This window comes from Streptomyces sp. NPDC041122 (assembly GCF_055592445.1).
In genome coordinates this window covers 389,549-409,387 of record NZ_JBVIYQ010000005.1, presented here as the reverse complement: position 1 = coordinate 409,387, position 19,839 = coordinate 389,549, and the positions used below count along the sequence as shown (strand labels likewise).

Sequence of the window (19,839 nt, the reverse complement as noted above, 5' to 3'; positions counted from 1 at the left end):
CACGGGGCACGGGGAGGACAGCGCAGGTGGCGCCAGAAGTACGAGTCATCGCCGAACGCTATGAACTGCGGACCAGGATCAGTACCGGGGGGATGGGACAGGTCTGGCTCGGCTACGACCCGATCCTGAACCGGGACGTGGCGGTCAAACTCATCCGCCGGGACCTGACCACGCCGGGCCCGGACGCGGAAGAGCTGGCCGAGCGCTTCAAGCGGGAAGCCCGGGTCACAGCCAAGTTCGACCACCCAGGGGTGCCCGCGGTCCATGACGCGGTGCTCGACCGGGCGGCGGACGGCGTCTACATGGTGATGCAGCTGGTGCGCGGCGCGCTGCTCACCGACATCCTCGCCAGGCCCGGTGTGCTGCCGGTCAGCTGGGCCGTCTCCGTCGCCGCGCAGGTCTGCTCGGTGCTCTCGTACGCGCACGCCGTGCCCGTCGTCCACCGCGACCTGAAGCCGGACAACATCATGGTCGCCGGGGACGGCACCGTGAAGGTTCTCGACTTCGGGGTCGCCGCGGTGCTCGGAACCGATGTCACCAAGCTGACGTCCACCGGGCACATCATTGGCACCCGCCGCTACATGTCGCCCGAGCAGATCCAGGCGGCCGCGGTCAGCCCCCGCAGTGATCTCTATGCGCTGGGCTGCATCCTTCATGAACTGCTCGCCGGGAAGCCGCCGTTCACGGCCGAGGCGGAGTTCCAGCTGATGGAGGACCACATGTACCGGGCGCCGGCCCCGCTGTGCGGGCTGCGCGCCGAGGTGGACCCGGCGCTGGAGCGGCTGGTCCTGGATCTGCTGGCCAAGGTGCCCCATCAGCGGCCTGACTCAGCCCAGGATGTCTACGACCGTCTGGTGCCTTTTCTCCCCGCACCCGACTCCGAGCGGACCACCGAGCAGCGGGGGCAGGGAGTCACTGACCCCACGGGCCCTTACCGTCGTCCGCTCGCGCCCCGCCCCCGCCCGGCCGAGAAGGCCGTGTACACGCCGACCGCTGTGGACTCGCCACTGCAGCCAGCCGCCCCTGCCGTACCGGATGAGGAACTGCAGCAGGCCCGCGGTCACGCAGCGGCGCTCGTGGAGGAGGAGCGATTCTCCCAGGCATCCGGAATGCTGGAGGACGTCCTGGCCCGCGCTGCTGCGGTGCGTAGCGCTTCCGAACCGCTGATGGTCGGCCTCCGTCTTGTCCACGCGCTCGCGCTCTTCTGTGACGATGACTACGGACGAGCACTGCCGGAGTACGAGGCACTCGTTGAAGTACTGGAGGCCGCAGGTCCTGCCCGTGGCGAGGATGCCCTTTACTGCCGCAGGCAGGCCGCCTTCTGCCGGATGGAGCTCGGCGACAGCGAAGGTGCGCTGGCCGAGTTCGAGGCCGTGCTGGGACAGATGAGGCAAGGGCTGCCGGACAACGACATGGACGTCCTTGAGGTACGCAGGCATGTCGGCCTGCTGCTTCAGGCGGTCGACCGGCTCCGGGAGGCGGTCGAGGTGTTGATGCCGCTGTACCGGGACCTGATGGCCGAGTACGGACCGGACGCCCCGGAGACCGCCCAGGTGCGGGACGCACTTGTGCGTATTCGGCTGCGGAACTCGCGTACTACCGGCACCGGCCGGGCCGTCACGCGCAGAAACTGACCGAAGGAGCTTCCCCCATGGCACAGCTGGCTCTCTCGGTCCGGTTCCTCGACGAGTTCGGGAAGATTGGCTCCAAGGCGCGGTCCGGGGCCGTGAAGACGGCTCTGAAGTTCCAGCAGCTCACGCTCAAACAGCTCTGGTCGGACGCCGGACTCGATTTCAAGCAGCCCAAGGGGGCCAGGGACAAGCACATTTACACCTGCCGTATCGACAGGTTCTACCGGGGAGTCGTACTCGCGCCCGGCACTGGCGAGGACTTTTTGCTGCTGCGTGTGATGGCGCATGACGACGCCTACGCCTGGGCTTCCAAGCAGGTGCCGAGCGTAAACGCGGTGACCCACGGACTGGAGATCCGTGACGTCGTCACAGTGGAGCAGCTGGTGCCGACATGGGAGGCGGAGGCGGCCACCGCCGCGGTGGAACCTCTCTTCGCTCGTCACCCGGACGGGGATCTTCGTGGTCTGGGTATCGAGGATGATGTGCTGCGCGCGGCCCGTTCTCTGACCTCCAAGGAGCAGCTCGATGCATTCGCTCCGTTGATGCCGGAGGATCAGTGGCAGGTGCTGCAGTTCCTCGCCGAGGGACTGAGCGTGCAGACGGTATGGGGTGAGCTGGTTGCCTTCCGCGCCCGGAACGGCGCGCTGACGGTGGACCGCGCAGACCTGGCCGGTGCGATGCGTAACACTCCGTCGCGCATTGCCCTGGTGACCGGCCCGGAAGAACTGTCCGAGATCCTCGACAAGCCGTTCGCCGCGTGGAGGATCTTCCTGCACCCGTCTCAGCGGTATATGGCGTACCGGCCCAGCTACTCGGGTCCTGCCCAAGTGACCGGTGGACCGGGCACGGGGAAAACTGTGGTGGCACTTCATCGGGTCAAGCACCTCCTGGAGCATCTACGGACCGGCGAGCGCATCCTGCTCACCACGTACACCGGGGCGCTCACGTCGGCTCTTCGCGAGGGGCTGGCCCTGCTGATCGAGGACGAGGAGCTGCGCGGTCGGGTGGACGTGTCGACGGTCAACGCCCTGGCACGAGAAATTGTTGAACCACATGACACGGTCCGGCGTGCTTACCTCGACGGGGCGCAAGAGACTGCTCTCTGGGGAGAGATCGGCGACCAGCTGGGTTTGCCGTGGAACGACCAGTTCCTGGCCCAGGAGTACAAGCATGTCATCTTGGCGCAGGGGCTGCGCTCGCTCGACGCCTACCGTGAGGCGTCCAGAAGCGGTCGGGGCTCCCGGCTCGCCTCCGCTCGGCGGCACGAGGTCTGGCAGGCGGTGGAGGCGTTCCAGGTTGCGCTCGACAAGCGCTCCGCGCGTACGCATCTGGGTGTGTGCGATGAAGCGGCGTTGCGGGTCACCGCATCCGGAGTGCCGCCCTACCGGCATGTGGTCGTTGACGAGGCACAGGACCTACACCCCGCCCAGTGGAGGCTACTGCGGGCCGTGGTGCCCAATCGCCCTGACGACTTGTTCATTGCTGGCGACCCGCATCAGCGCATCTACGACTCGAAGGTGTCTCTGAGATCGTTGGGGGTCGCCGTGACCGGACGTTCCACCCGGCTGCACAAGAACTACCGCAGCACGCAGGAAATTCTCGCTTGGGCGGTGGCGTTGCTGGACGGTCGGCCTGTGGAGCAGTTGGAGAACGGGAGTGCGGACACGCTGGCAGGTTTCCGGTCCTCGCTCCGCGGCGCCCGCCCGACCGTGTGTGCCACGGATGACCCGGATGCGGAACTGGCCGAGCTGGTGGCGCGCATCCGAGAGTGGGCCGACAGTGGAGTTGAGCTCTCCGATATCGCGGTGGCTGCCCGGTTCAACAAGATCGTGTACCGCGTGGCGCAGCGGTTGCGGGACGAGGGAATCCCCGCGGTCCGGCTACGGCAAGACGGAAGCGCAGACGCTGAGGGCGTCAGGGTCGCAACCATGCATTCTCTCAAAGGGTTGGAGTTCAGGTGTGTGGCGGTCGTTGGGGTGCGTGAAGGGACGGTTCCGTACCCAGGAGCCATCACGCCAATGGAACTTGACCCCATCCAGCACCACACGGATCTGACAGCGGAGCGTTGTCTGCTCTTCGTAGCCTGTACGCGCGCACGCGACCGACTGCACGTGTCGTGGAGCGGTCCAGCGAGTCGCTTTCTCGCTGAAGTGGGAGCGGCATAGGAGCCTCGTGTGCGTCGCACTGACAATCCGCCTTGAGGCTAGGGCCCGGCGCCCAGCCGCCGGGGGAACCTTACGGTCCCGGGAGCACGGTGGTTGCTTCGTCCGCGCATGAAGCGTCACGTTCGCTGAAAAGGGCGGTTTAGTGTCGTGCATCTTGTCTGGCTACGAAGTGATGGAAACGCTATAGATCGGAGGGTCAGGCTGATCGGGGTGTTGGGTGGCGAGCGTCTTTCAGAGGTGCAAGCGGGACGCCCGAGATCGGCACTACCCGTGTGAGCGTCCAAGGTGCGGTCACGCGTGGACCGTGCGGTATCGGGAGCCAGGCGGCAGGAATGGGCGGCAGCGGGAGAAGTCGTTTCTGCGGAGGATCGGCATCGACGGTGCGGACGCCTTCGCCGCTGGTGTGGAGAAGGACAAGAAGGCTCGTGTCTGTGTGGATCCTGCGCGCGGTGCCATGGCGTTGTCGGTCTGGGCTGAGGATTGGCTTGAGCGACGAGTCATCGGTGAAGCGACCCGTCGCAACTACGATGGGTTCATCCGTAACCATCTCGTGCCGCGCCTCGGCTGTAGGTCCCTGGCTGGGCTGGCGAGGCGGGACTTTGAGAGGTTCGTCAAGGACATCTACCGAGGCGGTGCGGGGCTGGCTGCATCGACTGTCAATGACCGCATGGTGATGGTGGCCGCCATCATGGAGGCGGCCGTCGCCGACAAGCGCGTCACGGAGAACCCTGCCCGGGGCATCCGTATTTCCCGTAGGGAGGCTGTGGCGGTGGACGAGGACGAAGTCCCGACGTCGGCCGACGTGGATCTGATTGCTGCGCACATCGCGCCACATTTCCGCCTCACCGTCTACCTTCAGTCCGGCACAGGCCAGCGCCCCAGTGAAGCCCTGGCTTTCTCCACAGCGTGCAGGCGGCCTGGCTACGTCAGGATTCGATGGCAGGTCAGTGCCAAGGCGCACCGTGAGGACTGCCAGACACCCTTCGTGCCGCTCAAGCATCGGCTGGAGAAGGAGTGCCGAGACGTCCCAACCGCCCTGTTCATTGAGCAGGAGATCGACGCGCACCTCCTGAAATGGCAGCCGGTACCCGTCGTCTTCACTGGGCAGAAGGGGAAACCGATTCGACTCGAGACCTTCTTTGCTCCACGTCAACCTGGCGCTGGCGTGATGCCGTCCATCGCGTCCTACGGCTACCAGTTCAAGAAGGCATGCCTCTCGGCTGGCCTGGTCGATCTGGACGGCAGTGCCAAGTACACGCCTCGTAGCCTGCGGCACTTCTTCGCATCCACGGCCCTGGCCAACGGTGTGCCAATCCACGAGGTCTCGCGCTGGCTGGGGCACCGCTCGGTCAAGACGACGGTCGACATCTACGGGCATCTGCTGCCCAGCGCCTGGGATCGCTGCCGGGAAGTTCTGCAGCGCGCTATGCGGCCTGCATCCCCGGATGCGACGTCTCTCCCGGACGAGCAGGTGGGCTGGAGCGCGGGCAACCGAGCTGCGTAGGAGTACGACAGCCGTCTTGCCCGCATCGTGCTGGGATAGAACGCCCGTGCTGGGATGGTGCTGGGACGACCCCTGCGAAACCCGCGTTTCCGCAGGTGGGAGCTCTGTACTATGGATTCCGCTTCAACGTGTAGCGGCTGGCTCGGCGCCGCATCGCTGATCTGACCACCTGCAGGTCAGAGAGGGTCCGACTCTTCGGGGTCGGGCCCTTGGTGATTTTTCGGGCTGGGATTTGTGCGAGCAGGGCGCTGGCCGAGCTGTGAAAGTAGGGCGGACGTGGCACTTTTCCTACTCGTTTGACACAATCGGTGGCATGGCTGAGACGACGTACAGCATCGGGGAAGGCCCGGCGACGCGGGTGAGCCTGTCACTGCCGGAGGGGACCGCGGAGGCGATCCGGGCTCGGGTGGGCAAGCGGGAGTTCTCCGCGTTCATCGCCGAGGCGGTCGAGCGTGAGCTGCGCGGGCAGGTCCTGGACGAGTACCTGGCGGACTACGAGAGCCGCAAGGGGCCGGTCTCCGAGCCGGTTCGTCAACGGGCGCGGCAGGTCTTCGACGAGGTGTTCGCCGAGGAGGCCGAGTGGCCCGCCGCAGGTTGAGCCACGAGGGAACGCTGGTCCTCGACAGCGAGGGACTCTCGAAGCTGCTCGCCGACGACGAGCAGGTGGTGGCCCTGATCGCTGAGGCACGCTCGCGGGGCATGGAAGTCGTGATCAGTGCGCTGACCATCGTCGAGGCCGTCCATGCCCGTACGAACACCTCCCGCCTGAACTGGGTGCTCTCCGGACTGCGTGTGGTCCCGGTGGGTGACGAGGAGGCCAAGGCGGCGTCGAAGTTGCTGATGAATGCCGGTTTGCACGGTCACAAGTACGCGATCGATGCGGCTGTCGCCGAGACCGCGCTGCGCCAGCACCGCCCAGTGGTCATGTTGACTTCCGATATCGACGACATGACAAAGCTCTGTGGCGATCGGGTCCGGCTCGTGGCGGTGTGATTTCCCCTGGGCCGCGAGATCCTGCTCATCAAGTGTGGGCAAACCCCATCTCGACGCGTCCCCCGATGCCCTGCGGCCCAGCATCGTCTGGAACATCGAGGAGGGTGCCCGGCTGACCGGTGACGACCTCGCGTGCGTCGCCGCCGAGCGCACGCGGCTGCACCTCGCCGCCGTCCGGTTCTTCGAGCGGTACGACGTGCTGCTCGCCCCGGTCAGCCAGGTCGCGCCCTTCCCCGTCGAGTGGGAGTACCCGTACGTCGTCGACGGGCAGCCGCAGCACACGTACATCGACTGGATGCGATCCGCCTACCTCGTCTCCGTGCTCGGCGCGCCCGCGCTCTCCGTCCCCGCCGGGTTCACGCCCGACGGGCTGCCGGTGGGGCTGCAGATCGTCGGGCCGCCGCGTGCGGACCGGGCGGTTCTCGAGGTCGGCGCCGCCTATGAGGCCGCGACCGGCCACGGGCGGCGGGAGCCGCGCCTCGTTCTGTGAGGCCGCACCTCGCTTCATGAGGGGAGGATGTGCGGCGGGTGCGGCGGGTAAGGGGGTACGGGATCAGCCCGCCGCCAGCCCCGTCTTCGCTCCCGCCCCGCACAGCGGGACCACCGCCGTGCGCTCGCCCAGCGCGCCGTCCCGGACGGCCGCCCAGCAGGCCACGCCCGTCGACTCCACGTACAAGCCCCTTGCCGCCAGGTCGAGTTGGGCGGCGGCGATCTGGTCCTCGGTCACCGTGAGGAAACCGCCGCCCGACGCGCGGACCGCCTGCAGGATCTGTCGGGCGCGGGGTGGGCGCGGGATCGCGATGCCCTCCGCGAACGTGGGCGCCATCGAGGTCTCGCCGAGCAGGTCGTCCGCGCCGGCCCGCCACGCCGCGGCGAGCGGGGCCACGGCTGCGGACTGCACCGCGTACAGCTCGGGTGCCCGCTCGATGAGCCCCGCGGCCCGCAGTTCTCGTACCGCTAGCGCCGCGCCGAGCAGCAGCGTGCCGTTGCCGACCGGCACCACCAGCGCGTCCGGCAGTCGACCGCCGAGGTCCTCCCAGAGTTCGTGGACGTACGTCTTGGTGCCGTGGAGGAAGTAGGGGTTGTGGACGTGCGACGCGTAGAACGTGCCGGGGTCGTCGGCGGCGGCGCGGGCCGCGCGGGCGGTCGCCTCGCGGTCGCCGTCGACGACTTCGAGCCGCGCCCCGTGTGCGCCGATCTGCTCCAGTTTCTTGGGCGAGGTGCGGGCGGGGACGTAGATGGTGCAGGGGAGTTGGGCCCGTGCGCAGTACGCGGCGACGGCGGTGCCCGCGTTTCCGCTGCTGTCGGCGATGACCCGGTCCGGGCCGAGGCGCCGGGCGAGGGCGGCGAGGACGACCGCGCCGCGGTCCTTGAAGGAGAGCGTCGGCATCAGGAAGTCCAGCTTGGCCGAGACCGTACCGGCCAGCTCCACGAGGGGCGTGCGGCCCTCGCCGAGGGAGAGCGCGGGCGCGGGCAGCGGCAGGCACTCGGCGTACCGCCAGAGGGAGTTGACGCGCCGCCCGCTCAGTACGTCGAGGGGTGCGGGCGTGGGGGAGAAGTCCAGGTCGAGGGGGCCCCGGCAGGTGGGGCAGGACCAGTTGAGCGAGTCCGACGCGAGGCGGGTCCCGTCGGTCGGGCAGAGGTAGTCCGGGAGGCCGTCCGGCGTCGTCACAGAAGTCATGCGCGCAGGTTAGAGGGTCTGGGGTGCGGTCTGTGGGCCGGTGGTGTTCGTTCCGCGGACGGGGCCGGGCGGGGCGGGTGGGGGGATTCCGAGGGCTCCGCCTCCTCCCTAGGGCAGGCTCCGCCCGCTCCCTAGGGCGGGCTCCTCCTGCTCCCTAGGGGCAGTACGCCAGGTACGCGCCACTTGGTGACGGTACGTCATGACGACGCCATGGCAGTCGTGTTACGGCCGGTCCTGACCCTTGTCACTTCCCCATGGGTCCGCCAATCTTTCGTCTCGACGGAGGCAAATGCGGGCCCGTCGTCTTGACATGACCTTGCCATCTGCCTCCGTGTGTGTGGGTTCCACGGCACCAATCCCCCACCAGCGCACCACCTATTGAGGAGGACCCCTCAGATGGCAGTGATGCGTCACCAGCGTCGAAGACTGGCCGGGATCAGCGCGACCGCGGTCGCGGCCCTCGCCCTCGGCGTCGTCTCCGCCCTCCCGGCGAACGCCCGGCCGGACGCGGCGGATGGCCGGATCGAGAACGCCGGCGCCCCCGGCACGATCAAGAACAGCTACATCGTGAGCCTCGACGAGGACGCGCCCAAGGCCCGCTCCGCCGCGGGCAAGGCCCTCGCCAAGGAGTACGGCGCCACGATCGAGCGGACCTACGACAAGGCCCTCAACGGCTACGCGGTCGAGCTCTCCGAGGCCGAGGCCAAGAAGTTCGCGGCCGATCCGGCGGTCGACCTGGTCGTCCAGAACCGGACGTTCACCGCCTCCGCGACGCAGAACAACCCGCCGTCCTGGGGCCTGGACCGCATCGACCAGAAGAACCTGCCGCTGGACCAGAAGTACACCTACCCGGACTCCGCGGGGCAGGGCGTCACGGCGTACATCATCGACACCGGCGTCCGCATCAGCCACACCGACTTCGGCGGCCGCGCCTCCTACGGCTACGACGCCATCGACAACGACAACACCGCGCAGGACGGCCACGGCCACGGCACCCACGTCGCGGGCACCGTCGCCGGCACCCTGCACGGCGTCGCCAAGAAGGCGAAGATCGTCGGCGTCCGCGTCCTGAACAACCAGGGCTCCGGCACCACCGCGCAGGTCGTCGCCGGCATCGACTGGGTCACCAAGAACGCGGTCAAGCCGGCCGTCGCCAACATGTCGCTCGGCGGCGGCGCCGACAGCGCGCTGGACACGGCCGTGCGCAACTCCATCGCGTCCGGCGTCACGTACGCCGTGGCGGCGGGCAACGAGTCCACCGACGCGTCGACCAAGTCGCCCGCGCGCGTGGCGGAGGCCATCACCGTCGGCGCCACGACCAACACCGACGCGCGGGCCAGCTACTCCAACTACGGCAGCATCCTCGACCTCTTCGCCCCGGGCTCCTCGATCACCTCGTCGTGGAACACCGGCGACACGGCGACCAACACCATCTCCGGTACGTCGATGGCCTCCCCGCATGTCGCGGGCGCCGCCGCGGTCTACCTGGGCCAGAACCCCGCGTCGACCCCGGCACAGGTTTCCGCCGCCCTGGTCGCCGCCGCCTCACCGGGCGTCGTCGGCAACCCCGGCTCCGGCTCGCCCAACCGGCTCCTGAACGTCACGGGCGGCACCACCAACCCGCCGGGCAAGTCGTTCAGCAACACCGACGACTACCCGGTCAACGACAACGCCACCGTCGACTCGCCGATCAACGTCACGGGCGTCGACGGCGCCGCCCCGGCCGCCCTCTCCGTGCCGGTCGTCATCCAGCACACCTACATCGGCGACCTGCGCGTCCAGCTGATCGCCCCCGACGGCACCGAGTACACCCTCAAGGCGTACGGCACCGGCGGGAGTTCGGACAACATCAACACCACGTACACCGTGAACGCCTCATCGGAGACGGCCAACGGCACGTGGAAGCTGCGGGTCAGCGACAACGCCGCGCAGGACACCGGGAAGATCGACTCCTGGGGTCTGCAGTTCTAGACCGGTTCCCGGTCACCGCGCGTCCTCGTCCTCGTGGTACGGCTCCGGGTCGGTGACCCAGCCTGCCGCGAGGACGAGCAGCGAGGTGCGGTGGACGGCGAGGAAGCCGAAGGGGCGGTCGAAGGCCGCGTCCACCTCGGTGGTGACGTGACGCTCCTCGGGTACGCCCCCGGCGATCGCGTCGAACGCCGTGACGGCGGCGGCCCGGAAGCCCAGCGCGCCGAACGTCGCCGTCGCCGTCTGCGCGCCCCGCTCGATCGCCGTCGGCTCGGCGGCGATGCCCGGGAAGTGCCCCTCGCGTGCGTCCAGCGCCGTGGTCAGGCCGAACAGCGCGTGCTCCCGCGTCAGGTCGTGGTCGGCCGTCAGCGCGAACGGCACCGTCCTCACGTGCAGCGTCGGCGGGCGCGGGCTGATGGCGCGCACCCTGCTGACGCACAGGCCCGGACCCACCTCCCCGTACGGCAGCCGGGGCCCCGGAACGACCGGCAGCCGGCGCGCGAGGAGATCCACGCCCGCGCCGAGCACCTGCCCCGGGCCCATCCCCTCCTCGCCGAGCAGCAGATGGACGTCGATCCCGGTGTCGCCGAGCACCTTCAGCTCGGTCACCGCGCCGGCCGGGGCCTGGGCGACGCCGACGCGGTCGAGCAGCGACGTCGAGCGGTGCAGGGAGGCGAGCGCCCGGTCCTTCCACGGCCCCGCCTCGGGCCACATCGCGTGCTCGGTGAAGGGCTGGAACCAGTCCGTCCGCAGCGCGAGCGCGCTCGCCAGGACGAACTCGGTGTCCTGGTCCGGACGGACCGGCATGCGCTCGATCTGCCCGCCCGTCCGCCGTGCCGCCCACGCGTCGAGGGCCGCCCCGTCCGCGTCGGCGTCTCCGGTGAGCACCCCGAGCGCCTGTGCCGGTACGCCCTCCCGCCACGCGTCCCGCAGCGTCAGCGTGCGCCTGGTCCACAGGCCCACCGCCGCGTCCACGCCCCGCATGGCCTCCAGCGAGGCCAGCAACGCGCGGGCCCCGGCGGCCGCTCCGTCGGGCGGCAACCCCACCGCGTCCGCGAGTTCGACGCGGGCCGCCCCGCCCGCGCCGTCCGCGAGGAGGGCCAGCAGGGGCCAGACGCCGGGCGCGGAGAAGACGGTGCCGTGGTCGGGGGCGGCCGTCGCCGCCCATCGGGAGGTCAGGCCGTTGACGGCCTGGAGTACCGCCCGAGTCCGAGTCGTCGAGATGTGCCGTCGCATCAGCTGCTCGTCCCCCTTGATGGCGCTTGCGCCTTGATGAGGCCTCCGCCTTGATGGCGCTCGCGTCCCGACGGCACTCCCGCCCCGTTCGTGATCCCGCCCCGTTTACGATGCGCCAGGCCACCCGCACGGCTCGCCCCGCCCCACGTCATCGCCCCGGCGCCCTCAACCGCCGCCGAAATCCAGGAGAACGCTACCCGTGGACATACCGCCGCCGCCCGGCCCGGCCCCGTACCAGCGGTGGCCCGGCCCGTACTCCCCGTACTCCCGCCCGCCGGTGAACGGCTTCGCGATCGCCTCCCTGGTGCTCGGGCTCCTCTGCTTCCTGCCCGGTTTCGGACTGGTCCTCGGTCTGATCGCGCTCGCGCAGATCAAGAGGAAGGGTGAGCGCGGCAAGGGGATGGCGGTCGCCGGCAGCGTCCTCTCCGTGGTCGGCGTGCTGATGCTCGTGCTCGCCGTCGCCACGGGCGGCGCGCGGGACTTCATGGAGGGCTTCCGGGAGGCGGCGCGCGAGGCGCGGCAGGACGCCGGAGCCTTCCCGGTCGACAAGGGCGGCTGCCTGAACGCCCCCGACGGCACACTCGACTCCATGAAATTCGGCTTCCAGGTCGACGAGGTGCCCTGCGCCGGACGCCACGACGCCGAGGTCTTCGCGTCCTACCGGGTGCACCACGCCACGTATCCGGGCGACGGCGTGCTCACCTCGGTCGCCGAGACCAAGTGCGCCGACCTCCAGTACGCCTATGTCATGGACCGCTGGCAGGACTTCGGCGACGCCGACCTCTACTACTTCGTGCCCGACCGCACGACCTGGCGCCGGGGCGACCGGAACGTCACCTGCCTCTTCGGCGCCCCGGACCCCGACCACCCGCTCAAGGGCACGCTGCGCCGCGACAGCACGACCCTCGACGCCGACCAGCTCGCGTACGTGACGGCGGAGCAGGCCTTCGAGCGGGCGTACGGGAAGGAGCCGGACGCGGAGCGGGTCGAGGACGACCTGCCGGGTCACAAGGAGTGGGCCGCCGGCGTCGTCAAGGGCCTGGACGAACGGGTGCGGATGTTGCGGGCGCACGACTGGCCGGCGGGTACGAGCAAGCGTGTCGACGCGCTCGTCGCCGCGATCGGCAAGGGGCGGACGGAGTGGCAGAAGGCGGCCGAGGCCACGGACGCCGACAGCTACATCGACCACTATGAGGCGGCGCTTGCGGGGATCGGCGACGAGCAGGCCGTCGCGGTCCGCAAGCCCCTCGGCCTGGCGACGACTTCGCCGCGCGAGGCGGCCCCCGGGGACGGCGCGGGGTCGGGTCCGGACGAGGACCACGAGGTGACGTCCGCGGTGTGAGCGGCGCCGCCTCGGCCCGTGCGGCAGCCAGTGCGGCAGCTGGTGAGGCCCATTCCCTGAGGCTATTTTGTCCGCTTCTGTGATAGTTCTTCGGTGTGACGTCCGCCGTGCCACCGCCCACCGTGGGCAGGATCGTGGCCAGGATCCTGCTGCTGGCCGCCGGGCTCCTGAACGCGGCGCTCGCCGTCCTCGTCGCCGCCCCGCTGCCCCGCCTCCCGCTCCTGGTGCTCGTCGCGGGCGCCATCACGTCGTGGGGCCTGGTGCTGCTGCCGCCCGGACTGCTCGGGCTCGCCGCCGCGGCGTTCGCGGGCCGCCGTCACCCCTGGTGCGCGGGGCTCGCCGCGCTCGCCTCCTTCGCCGCCCTCGTGTACGGGGTGATGCCGTACGCGGCGGCGTACGGCACGGCGGTGCGGCAGGGCCAACCGCTCGCCCCCGCGCGGTACTTCGACGGCGTCAACTACGCCACGGTGCCCGACCGCGCCCGCACCCTCACCTACGCGCGCGTGCCCGGCCCGCACGGGACGAGGGCCACGCGCGGACCGCACGGCACGCGCGCCGCGCACCGCGCGAAGGCGACGCAGAAGCTGCGGCTCGACCTGTGGGCGCTGCCCAGGCGGGACGCGGTGCGCAGGCCCGCCGTCGTCTGGGTGCACGGCGGCGGCTGGAACAAGGGGCACCGCAGCCAGACCCCCGAGTGGAACCGGTGGTTCAACGCCCGTGGCTGGTCGGTCTTCGACGTCGACTACCGGCTCGCCCCCGGGGCCACCCAACTCGACCAGATCGGCGACGTGAAGTGCGCGGTCGGCTGGGTCAGGCGGCACGCGCGCGTGTACGGCATCGACCCCGAACGCGTGCTCCTCGCGGGGAGTTCGGCGGGCGGCAACCTCGCGCTCGCCGCCGCCTACACGGAGGGCGACGGCCGCGTCCCCGCCTCCTGCGGCGCGGCGCGCGACACCTCGGTGTCGGGGGTCGTCTCGCTCTACGGGCCCACCGACATGGGGCGGCTGATCGCCGCCACCGCGTTGCGCGGCGACCCCATGATCCCCCGGCTGATGGGCGGTTCGGCGGCGAGCGCCCCCGCCCGCTACCGCCTGGGATCGCCGGCCCGGCTCGTCCGGGGCGACGTGCCGCCGACGCTGCTGCTGCACGGGAGCGCGGACCGCGCGGTGCCGGTGGCGCAGGCGCGCGAACTGGCGCGGCGGCTGAAGGCGGCCGGCGCCCCGGCGACGTACGTCGAACTCCCGTGGGCCGACCACTGTTTCGACGTCAACTGGGGCGGCTGGGGGAGTCAGATCGCGCGGGCGGCGATGGAACGTTTCCTGGGTACCCTTGATCGTTCGCCATATCCGCGGAAAGGCCCTGCGTAAAGACCTGCACGGGCAGACTTCATCACTTCGAGTGATTCCTTGGCCTTGGGTTGCACCCAACAACCCACGGTTGCCAGGCTGTTGCTGTCTGTCAACCTGATGGGAGTGGCCAGTGACTTTCGGTGAACAGCCGGCGTATCTGCGCGTCGCGGGGGATCTCCGCAAGAAGATCGTCGACGGTTCGCTGCCGCCGCACACCCGGCTCCCCTCGCAGGCCAGAATCCGCGAGGAGTACGGGGTGTCGGACACGGTCGCCCTGGAGGCGCGCAAGGTGCTGATGGCCGAGGGGCTGGTCGAAGGCCGCTCCGGCTCGGGCACGTACGTCCGGGAGCGCCCCGTCCCGCGCAAGGTCGCCCGCACCGGCTACCGCGCGGTGAACGGCGGGTCGACCCCCTTCCGTCAGGAGCAGGCCGCCGACACCGCGCGCGGCACCTGGGAGTCCCGCAGCGAGCAGATCGAGGCGAGCGCCGCGGTCGCCGAGCGGCTCGCCATCCGCCCCGGCGACCGCGTGATGTGCACGAAGTACGTCTTCCGGGACGCCGGCGAGGCCATGATGCTCTCCACCTCCTGGGAGCCCCTCGCCGTCACCGGCCGCACCCCCGTGATGCTCCCCGAGGAGGGCCCCCTGGGCGGTTGCGGAGTGGTCGAGCGGATGGCGGCCATCGACGTCGTCGTGGACAACGTCGCGGAGGAGGTCGGCGCCCGCCCGGGCCTGGCCGAGGAGCTCACGGCGCTCGGCGGCGTCCCGGGCCACGTGGTCCTCGTCGTCCACCGGACGTACTACGCGTCGGGCCGCCCCGTGGAGACGGCCGATGTCGTGGTCCCCGCCGACCGCTACCGCATCGCGTACCACCTGCCGGTGAAGTAGCCCGGCGGGCCCGCCTCTTGACCCGCTCCCTCCGGACCGCGAGGGGGCGGGTTTCGGCTGTTTCCGGGGGGCGCCACGGCCCCGTACCCGCCCCGGCTCCCCGCCTCCGCTCTCCCGCCGTGGCCGAGAGCGGCCCTCCTGTGTATCTCTTTGTGCAAAGCCGTATCCGCTGAGTAAAGGTCGGGCGTAGGCTCGGGCATATGCGGATTGCGGTTTCCTTACTGATCGAGGCGTGGGGCGCGCCGGGGGTGGCGAGCGGAGGGGCGCGATGAATGACGGGACGGGCCTGCTGCCCTGGTTCGTGATACGCCAGGACACCAACGGCAACCGTTACCGCGTGGGCAGGTACGCGACGAAGGCCGAGGCCCAGCGGATCGCGGACAGCCTCGACGACCGCGGCCACCGGCAGCTCTACTCCGTCGAGCGGCTGAACCAGAACGGCAGCGGCCGCTGACCCTCGGCGCCCGTCTCGCCCCCTCCCCTCCCGGAGCCCCGGGGGAGCGCCGCGTGCCGCGCCGCGCGCACCGCCTAGGCTCCGCCGTATGAACGAAGACTCCGCCGCGGCCGCCCGCATCGTGGTCGGCGCCGCCCTGTACGACTCCGGACGCCTGCTCGCCGCACGGCGCAGCGCGCCCCCCGAACTCGCGGGCGGCTGGGAGCTGCCCGGCGGCAAGGTCGAGCCCGGCGAGCGGTGCGAGGACGCGCTGGTGCGCGAGCTCCGCGAGGAACTGGGCGTCGAGGCCGAGCCGACCGCCCGCGTCCCCGGCGAGTGGCCGCTGGCCAAGGGGTACGTCCTGCGGGTGTGGACGGCCCGGCTCGTCGCGGGCGAACCGCGCCCCCTGGAGGATCACGACGAGCTGCGCTGGCTCGCTCCCGACGCCGTCTGGTCCGTCGACTGGCTGACCGCGGACGTGCCCGCCGTCGAGGCGGCGCTCGCCACCCTGCCGCACGCCGCGCACTGACCCCGTCTACGCCGTTCGTGCCACAGTGCGACCCGTTACACGGTAAAGCCACCTGGATATCGGGTATGTGCCCATTAACCCCATGAAACCGGACAGGTTCAGTGACTGGTCTGGAAGTGATCGGCGTGATCGACATCGAAGGCGACTGCGCCGAGTGGGCGTTCCCCGCGGACCCGGGCGCCGTCCGCACCGCGCGCACCGTCGTCCGCAAACAGCTCGCCGACTGGGGCCTCGCATCCCTGGGCGACATCACCGTGCTGCTCGTCAGCGAGTTGGTGACCAACTCGCTGCGTCACGCCTCCGGGCCCATCGGCGTACGCCTGGTACGGCCCACCGACCTCACAGACCCCTCGGGCTCCCTCCTCGTGGAGGTGTCCGACCCGCTCCCCGACCCGCCCCTGGAGCGGACGGCCGCACCCGACGACGAGGGCGGCCGGGGCCTCCAACTGCTCTCCCGCTCGTCACGGCGCTGGGGAACACGTCCGGGTCGTACGGGCAGGACGGGGAAGACGGTGTGGTTCGAGCTGGCGTTGCCGGGTTAGAAGACTGGCAGTGTGCGAAAGGCGTCCGGCACAAGAGCGGCACGGGCCAAAAAGCGTCGAGTACGTGCTGTGATCGTGAACGCCGTGTGGCGTGGCACCGTAGTGCTGGATACTGCGGTCAGCCGTACGCGGTGACCGGTGCCGGGCGCGGTGAGCTGGAGGGGACGGTTCGCGTGAGCGAGATACCAGCGAAGGCGACGGAGCCCGACGGGCCGTCGGACGACGCGAAGGCCCACGGGGCCACGGACGACGCGACGGGCGACGTGGCCCCGGCCGACAGGGGGCCCGGCGACGTGCCGGTGGACGAGACGTGGCAGAGCGACCCACCCGGTTCGATCTACGACTACATCAAGGTCGCCTCCTTCTCGATCGGGCCCGACGGCCTGGTCGACCAGTGGAGCGTGCGCGCCGAGCGGCTGTTCGGCGTGGCCGCGCGGGACGCCGTGGGCAAGGACCCCATCGAGGCGTTCGTCCCGCCCGAGCTGCGCGCCGGGGGCCACCGCAAGATGGCGGAGATCCTCGACGGGCGGGAGTGGACGGGATCGGTCCCCTTCCGGCTGCCGGAGGGCGCCCTGCCGGGCCAGCGCCGGGGCGGGGAAGGCCCCGGGGGCCTGGAGGGCATCGCCGAGGTCTACGTCATGCCGACCGAGACGGAGGACGGTGAGCGGGCCGCGGTCTGCATCGTCGTCGACGTCCGCGCGCTCCGGCAGATCGAGACGGACCTCGCTGCCTCGCAGGCCATTTTCGGCCAATCCCCGGTCGGTTTCCTGCTCTTCGGCACGGACCTGAAGGTGCAGCGCGCCAACCGCCGGTTCGCCGACGTGTTCGGCGGCGGCCTCGAGGAGCACCGCGGCCGCACCGTCCACGACTATCTGCCGCGCCACGAGGCCGACCGGATGTCCGCCGCGCTCAAGCGGGTCCTGGAGACCGGCGAGCCCGTGACGGACCTGCAGATCGTCGGCCCCGCGCCGGGCAGCAGCGACCGCAGGCACTGGTCGATCGACCTCTACCGGGTGCACAGCGGTTCGGGCCGGCCCATCGGCGTCGCGGGCCTCGGCACCGACGTCACCCGGCGGCACGCCGCCGCCCGCGAGGCCGCCCACGCGCGGCGCAACCTCGCCCTCCTGAACGAGGCGGGAGCCCGCATCGGCAACTCCCTCGACCTGGAGACCACCGCCAGGGAACTGCTCGACGTGGCCGTCCCCGGCTTCTGCGACCTCGCCTCCGTCGACCTCTACCAGGGGCTCCTCGACGGTGACGAGACCCCGCCGGGGCTCGCCGACGGCAGCGCGGACCTGCGCCGGGTGGCCTTCGCGAGTGCCGTGGCCGACGCCCCGTTCCCGGCCGGCACCGGGCCCGTCGACGTCGGCGCCGTGCACCGCTTCGCGTTCACCTCGCCCTGCGCCGACGCCCTGCGCGCCGCCCGCCCCCGGCTGATCACCGCCGACGACGACGATTCCGCGAGCCGGCGCACCGGCGGCCTCGTCCAGTCGACGCTCGCGGTGCCGATGGTCGCCCACGACACCGTGGTCGGCCTCGCCCAGTTCTCCCGTACGAAGGGCAGCGAACCCTTCGGCGAGCGGGACCGGGCGCTCGCCGTCGAACTGGCCGCGCGCGCCGCCGTCTGCATCGACAACGCCCGCCTCTACCGGCGCGAGCACGAGCGCGCGTTGATACTGCAGCGCTCCCTGCTGCCGCCCGGCGACCCCGAGGCGTCCGGGCTCGACATCGCCTGCCGCTATCTGCCGGGCAACGCCGCCACGGAGGTCGGCGGCGACTGGTTCGACGTCATCGAGCTGCCGGGCCACCGCACGGCGCTGGTCGTCGGCGACGTCATGGGGCGCGGGCTGCGGGCCGCCGTCGCCATGGGCGAACTGCGCACCGCCGTGCGCACCCTGGCCCTCCTCGACCTGGAGCCCGCCGAGGTGCTCTCCGCCCTCGACGAGATCGCCCGCGGCCTCGGCAACCCGGCCGGGCCCCAGCAGTCCACCCGCGCCGCGCGCAAGGGAGCCGACGCGGACCTCGGCGAGGTGTACCTCGCCACCTGCGTGTACGCGGTCTACGACGCCGTCACCCGCCGGGTCACCTTCGCCAACGCCGGCCATCTGCCGCCCGTCCTGGTCGAGCCCGGCGAATCCGCGCTGATGCTCGACGTGCCGCCGGGCATGCCGCTCGGCGTCGGCGGCGAACCCTTCGAGGACGTCCAGGCCGAACTCCCCGAGGGAGCCCTCCTCGCGCTCTACACCGACGGCCTCGTCGAGTCCCGTCACCACCCGCTCGACGAGGGGCTCAACGCCCTGGTGAGCTCCCTCAACGACGCGCCGTCCGCCCTGGAGGACGCCTGCGACCACGTCCTGAACACCCTCGACACCCACCACGGCGAGGACGACATCGCGCTGCTGATGGCGCGCGTCGAGGGGCTGCCCGCCGAGCACGTCGGCGACTGGACGCTGCCGCGCGACCCCAAGTCGGTCGGCCGCGCCCGCGAACTGGCCTGCGACAAGCTGCGCGCCTGGGACCTGGAACGCCTCTGCGACACGGCGGAGCTGCTGGTCAGCGAGCTCGTCACCAACGCCCTGCGGTACGGCGAGGGAGACATCAGGCTCCGGCTGCTCCTCGACCGCACGCTGGTGTGCGAGGTGTGGGACGGCGGCTTCGTCCAGCCGCGCCGCCGCCGGGCCAGGGACACCGACGAGGGCGGGCGCGGGCTGCAGCTGGTCGGCCTGCTCAGCGCGGCGTGGGGCTCGCGCAGGACGCCGCAGGGCAAGACCGTGTGGTTCGAACTCCCGCTGCCCGGTGACGCGGAGCCGAAGGACGCGGCGGAGGCGCTGCTCAGCCTGTTCTGAGCGCGTCCCGTAGGGGGCTCAGGTGGTGGCCTTCAGGGCGGCGAGGCGGGCCGTGATCTCCGCCTCGTCGCCCAGGCCGTCCAGCTCCTCGAACTGCGCGTCGAGCGAGGACGCGGCGAGTTCCTGCCGGCCGAGCGCCCGCGCCTCCTCGCGCCGCACCTTCTCCTCGAAGCGGCTCAACTCGCTCGTGGGATCCATGACGTCGATGCTTCCGGCGGCGTCCATCATCCGGTTCTGCGCCTCCCCGGTCTTCGCCCGCGCCACCAACTGGTCACGCCGCGACTGCAGTTCGGTCAGCTTCGACTTCATCCGGTCGAGTCCGGACCTCAGCTTGTCGACGATTTCGGTCTGCGAGGCGATCGTCGGCTCGGCGTCCGCCGCCTCCCGCTCGGACTGGAGCTGCCGTCCGAGCGCCACCTTGGCGAGCCGGTCGAACTTGTCGGCCTCCGCGGCGTTCCCGTCCGTCCGCAGCTCGTCCGCCTTCCTGCTCGCGGCGAGCGCCTTGCCGCCCCACTCGGTGGCCGCGTCCCGGTCCTCCCGGTGGTCCTGCTCCAGCATCCGCAGCTGCCCGATGGTGGTCGCGACGGCCTCCTCCGCCTCCCTGATGTTGTTCGAGTAGTCGCGGATCAGCTGGTCGATCATCTTCTGCGGGTCCTCGGCCTGGTCGAGGAGCGCGCCGATGTTGGCCTTGGCGAGCTGGGCGACACGGCCGAGGATGGTCTGCTTCGTCATGA

The 19,839-nt window shown here is 70.9% G+C and carries 17 protein-coding genes; 14 read left to right on the top strand and 3 right to left on the bottom strand.

Annotation, left to right across the window (positions count from 1 at the left end):
• The first annotated feature begins 26 nt into the window (after window positions 1–26).
• The 6 genes from ACZ6B8_RS20690 to ACZ6B8_RS20665 all read left to right on the top strand — a co-directional run bounded on the left by ACZ6B8_RS20690 (window position 27) and on the right by ACZ6B8_RS20665 (window position 6,783).
• A complete protein-coding gene (locus ACZ6B8_RS20690) occupies window positions 27–1,634 on the top strand; it encodes a serine/threonine-protein kinase (RefSeq protein ID WP_471608107.1) in 1,608 nt (535 codons plus the stop codon).
• Between the two features lie 17 nt (window positions 1,635–1,651).
• Window positions 1,652–3,796, top strand: coding sequence for a 3'-5' exonuclease (locus tag ACZ6B8_RS20685; protein WP_471608106.1), 2,145 nt, complete (start codon window positions 1,652–1,654; stop codon window positions 3,794–3,796).
• Between the two features lie 403 nt (window positions 3,797–4,199).
• Window positions 4,200–5,300, top strand: a complete 1,101-nt coding sequence (locus tag ACZ6B8_RS20680; protein ID WP_471608105.1) for a tyrosine-type recombinase/integrase — start codon at window positions 4,200–4,202, stop codon at window positions 5,298–5,300.
• Window positions 5,301–5,613: 313 nt separating this feature from the next.
• Window positions 5,614–5,898: a hypothetical protein gene (locus ACZ6B8_RS20675; RefSeq protein WP_471608104.1), complete on the top strand. Its 285-nt coding sequence runs from the start codon at window positions 5,614–5,616 to the stop codon at window positions 5,896–5,898.
• Window positions 5,880–6,293: a PIN domain-containing protein gene (locus ACZ6B8_RS20670; protein ID WP_471608103.1), complete on the top strand. Its 414-nt coding sequence runs from the start codon at window positions 5,880–5,882 to the stop codon at window positions 6,291–6,293. The genes ACZ6B8_RS20675 and ACZ6B8_RS20670 overlap by 19 nt, the downstream gene beginning before the upstream one ends.
• A gap of 34 nt (window positions 6,294–6,327) precedes the next feature.
• A complete protein-coding gene (locus tag ACZ6B8_RS20665) occupies window positions 6,328–6,783 on the top strand; it encodes an amidase family protein (RefSeq protein WP_471608102.1) in 456 nt (151 codons plus the stop codon).
• A 63-nt stretch (window positions 6,784–6,846) separates the two neighbouring features.
• Here ACZ6B8_RS20665 and ACZ6B8_RS20660 read toward each other — a convergent pair whose 3' ends face one another.
• Window positions 6,847–7,974 (bottom strand): threonine synthase, encoded by a 1,128-nt coding sequence (locus ACZ6B8_RS20660; protein WP_471608101.1) that lies wholly within the window; start codon window positions 7,972–7,974, stop codon window positions 6,847–6,849.
• 396 nt (window positions 7,975–8,370) lie between these two features.
• On the opposite strand from ACZ6B8_RS20660, the gene ACZ6B8_RS20655 reads away from it, so the two are divergent.
• Window positions 8,371–9,945 (top strand): S8 family peptidase, encoded by a 1,575-nt coding sequence (locus ACZ6B8_RS20655; RefSeq protein ID WP_471078913.1) that lies wholly within the window; start codon window positions 8,371–8,373, stop codon window positions 9,943–9,945.
• A 12-nt stretch (window positions 9,946–9,957) separates the two neighbouring features.
• On the opposite strand, the gene ACZ6B8_RS20650 is transcribed toward ACZ6B8_RS20655, so the two are convergent.
• The gene (locus ACZ6B8_RS20650) at window positions 9,958–11,178 is read right to left on the bottom strand and encodes a serpin family protein (protein WP_471608100.1); all 1,221 of its coding nucleotides are present in this window, start codon (window positions 11,176–11,178) and stop codon (window positions 9,958–9,960) included.
• Between the two features lie 199 nt (window positions 11,179–11,377).
• Here ACZ6B8_RS20650 and ACZ6B8_RS20645 point away from each other — a divergent pair, with 199 nt between their 5' ends.
• The 7 genes from ACZ6B8_RS20645 to ACZ6B8_RS20615 all read left to right on the top strand — a co-directional run bounded on the left by ACZ6B8_RS20645 (window position 11,378) and on the right by ACZ6B8_RS20615 (window position 19,105).
• Window positions 11,378–12,520, top strand: a complete 1,143-nt coding sequence (locus tag ACZ6B8_RS20645) for a DUF4190 domain-containing protein (RefSeq protein ID WP_471608099.1) — start codon at window positions 11,378–11,380, stop codon at window positions 12,518–12,520.
• 95 nt (window positions 12,521–12,615) lie between these two features.
• Window positions 12,616–13,887 (top strand): alpha/beta hydrolase fold domain-containing protein, encoded by a 1,272-nt coding sequence (locus ACZ6B8_RS20640; protein ID WP_471608098.1) that lies wholly within the window; start codon window positions 12,616–12,618, stop codon window positions 13,885–13,887.
• Between the two features lie 112 nt (window positions 13,888–13,999).
• Entirely contained in the window at window positions 14,000–14,755 is a 756-nt protein-coding gene (locus ACZ6B8_RS20635; protein ID WP_362364227.1) for a GntR family transcriptional regulator, read from the top strand.
• Between the two features lie 268 nt (window positions 14,756–15,023).
• Window positions 15,024–15,209, top strand: a complete 186-nt coding sequence (locus tag ACZ6B8_RS20630; RefSeq protein WP_471078923.1) for an SPOR domain-containing protein — start codon at window positions 15,024–15,026, stop codon at window positions 15,207–15,209.
• 88 nt (window positions 15,210–15,297) lie between these two features.
• Complete coding sequence (locus tag ACZ6B8_RS20625) at window positions 15,298–15,717, top strand: (deoxy)nucleoside triphosphate pyrophosphohydrolase (protein ID WP_471078926.1); 420 nt, start codon at window positions 15,298–15,300, stop codon at window positions 15,715–15,717.
• Window positions 15,718–15,833: 116 nt separating this feature from the next.
• The gene (locus tag ACZ6B8_RS20620; RefSeq protein ID WP_471079908.1) at window positions 15,834–16,259 is read left to right on the top strand and encodes an ATP-binding protein; all 426 of its coding nucleotides are present in this window, start codon (window positions 15,834–15,836) and stop codon (window positions 16,257–16,259) included.
• Between the two features lie 173 nt (window positions 16,260–16,432).
• The gene (locus tag ACZ6B8_RS20615; protein ID WP_471608097.1) at window positions 16,433–19,105 is read left to right on the top strand and encodes a SpoIIE family protein phosphatase; all 2,673 of its coding nucleotides are present in this window, start codon (window positions 16,433–16,435) and stop codon (window positions 19,103–19,105) included.
• 18 nt (window positions 19,106–19,123) lie between these two features.
• Here ACZ6B8_RS20615 and ACZ6B8_RS20610 read toward each other — a convergent pair whose 3' ends face one another.
• Window positions 19,124–19,837 carry a PspA/IM30 family protein gene (locus ACZ6B8_RS20610; RefSeq protein WP_471608096.1) on the bottom strand — a complete coding sequence of 238 codons (714 nt, stop codon included), beginning with the start codon at window positions 19,835–19,837 and terminating at the stop codon, window positions 19,124–19,126.
• Window positions 19,838–19,839 lie beyond the last annotated feature (2 nt).

Excerpts from the sequence above, each read along its gene's own strand:
- ACZ6B8_RS20655 (WP_471078913.1), top strand. The coding sequence starts at position 8,371 with ATGGCAGTGATGCGTCACCAGCGTCGAAGACTGGCCGGGATCAGCGCG.
- ACZ6B8_RS20660 (WP_471608101.1), bottom strand. The coding sequence starts at position 7,974 with ATGACTTCTGTGACGACGCCGGACGGCCTCCCGGACTACCTCTGCCCG.
- ACZ6B8_RS20675 (WP_471608104.1), top strand. The coding sequence starts at position 5,614 with ATGGCTGAGACGACGTACAGCATCGGGGAAGGCCCGGCGACGCGGGTG.
- ACZ6B8_RS20625 (WP_471078926.1), top strand. The coding sequence starts at position 15,298 with ATGAACGAAGACTCCGCCGCGGCCGCCCGCATCGTGGTCGGCGCCGCC.
- ACZ6B8_RS20610 (WP_471608096.1), bottom strand. The coding sequence starts at position 19,837 with ATGACGAAGCAGACCATCCTCGGCCGTGTCGCCCAGCTCGCCAAGGCC.
- ACZ6B8_RS20685 (WP_471608106.1), top strand. The coding sequence starts at position 1,652 with ATGGCACAGCTGGCTCTCTCGGTCCGGTTCCTCGACGAGTTCGGGAAG.
- ACZ6B8_RS20650 (WP_471608100.1), bottom strand. The coding sequence starts at position 11,178 with ATGCGACGGCACATCTCGACGACTCGGACTCGGGCGGTACTCCAGGCC.
- ACZ6B8_RS20630 (WP_471078923.1), top strand. The coding sequence starts at position 15,024 with ATGAATGACGGGACGGGCCTGCTGCCCTGGTTCGTGATACGCCAGGAC.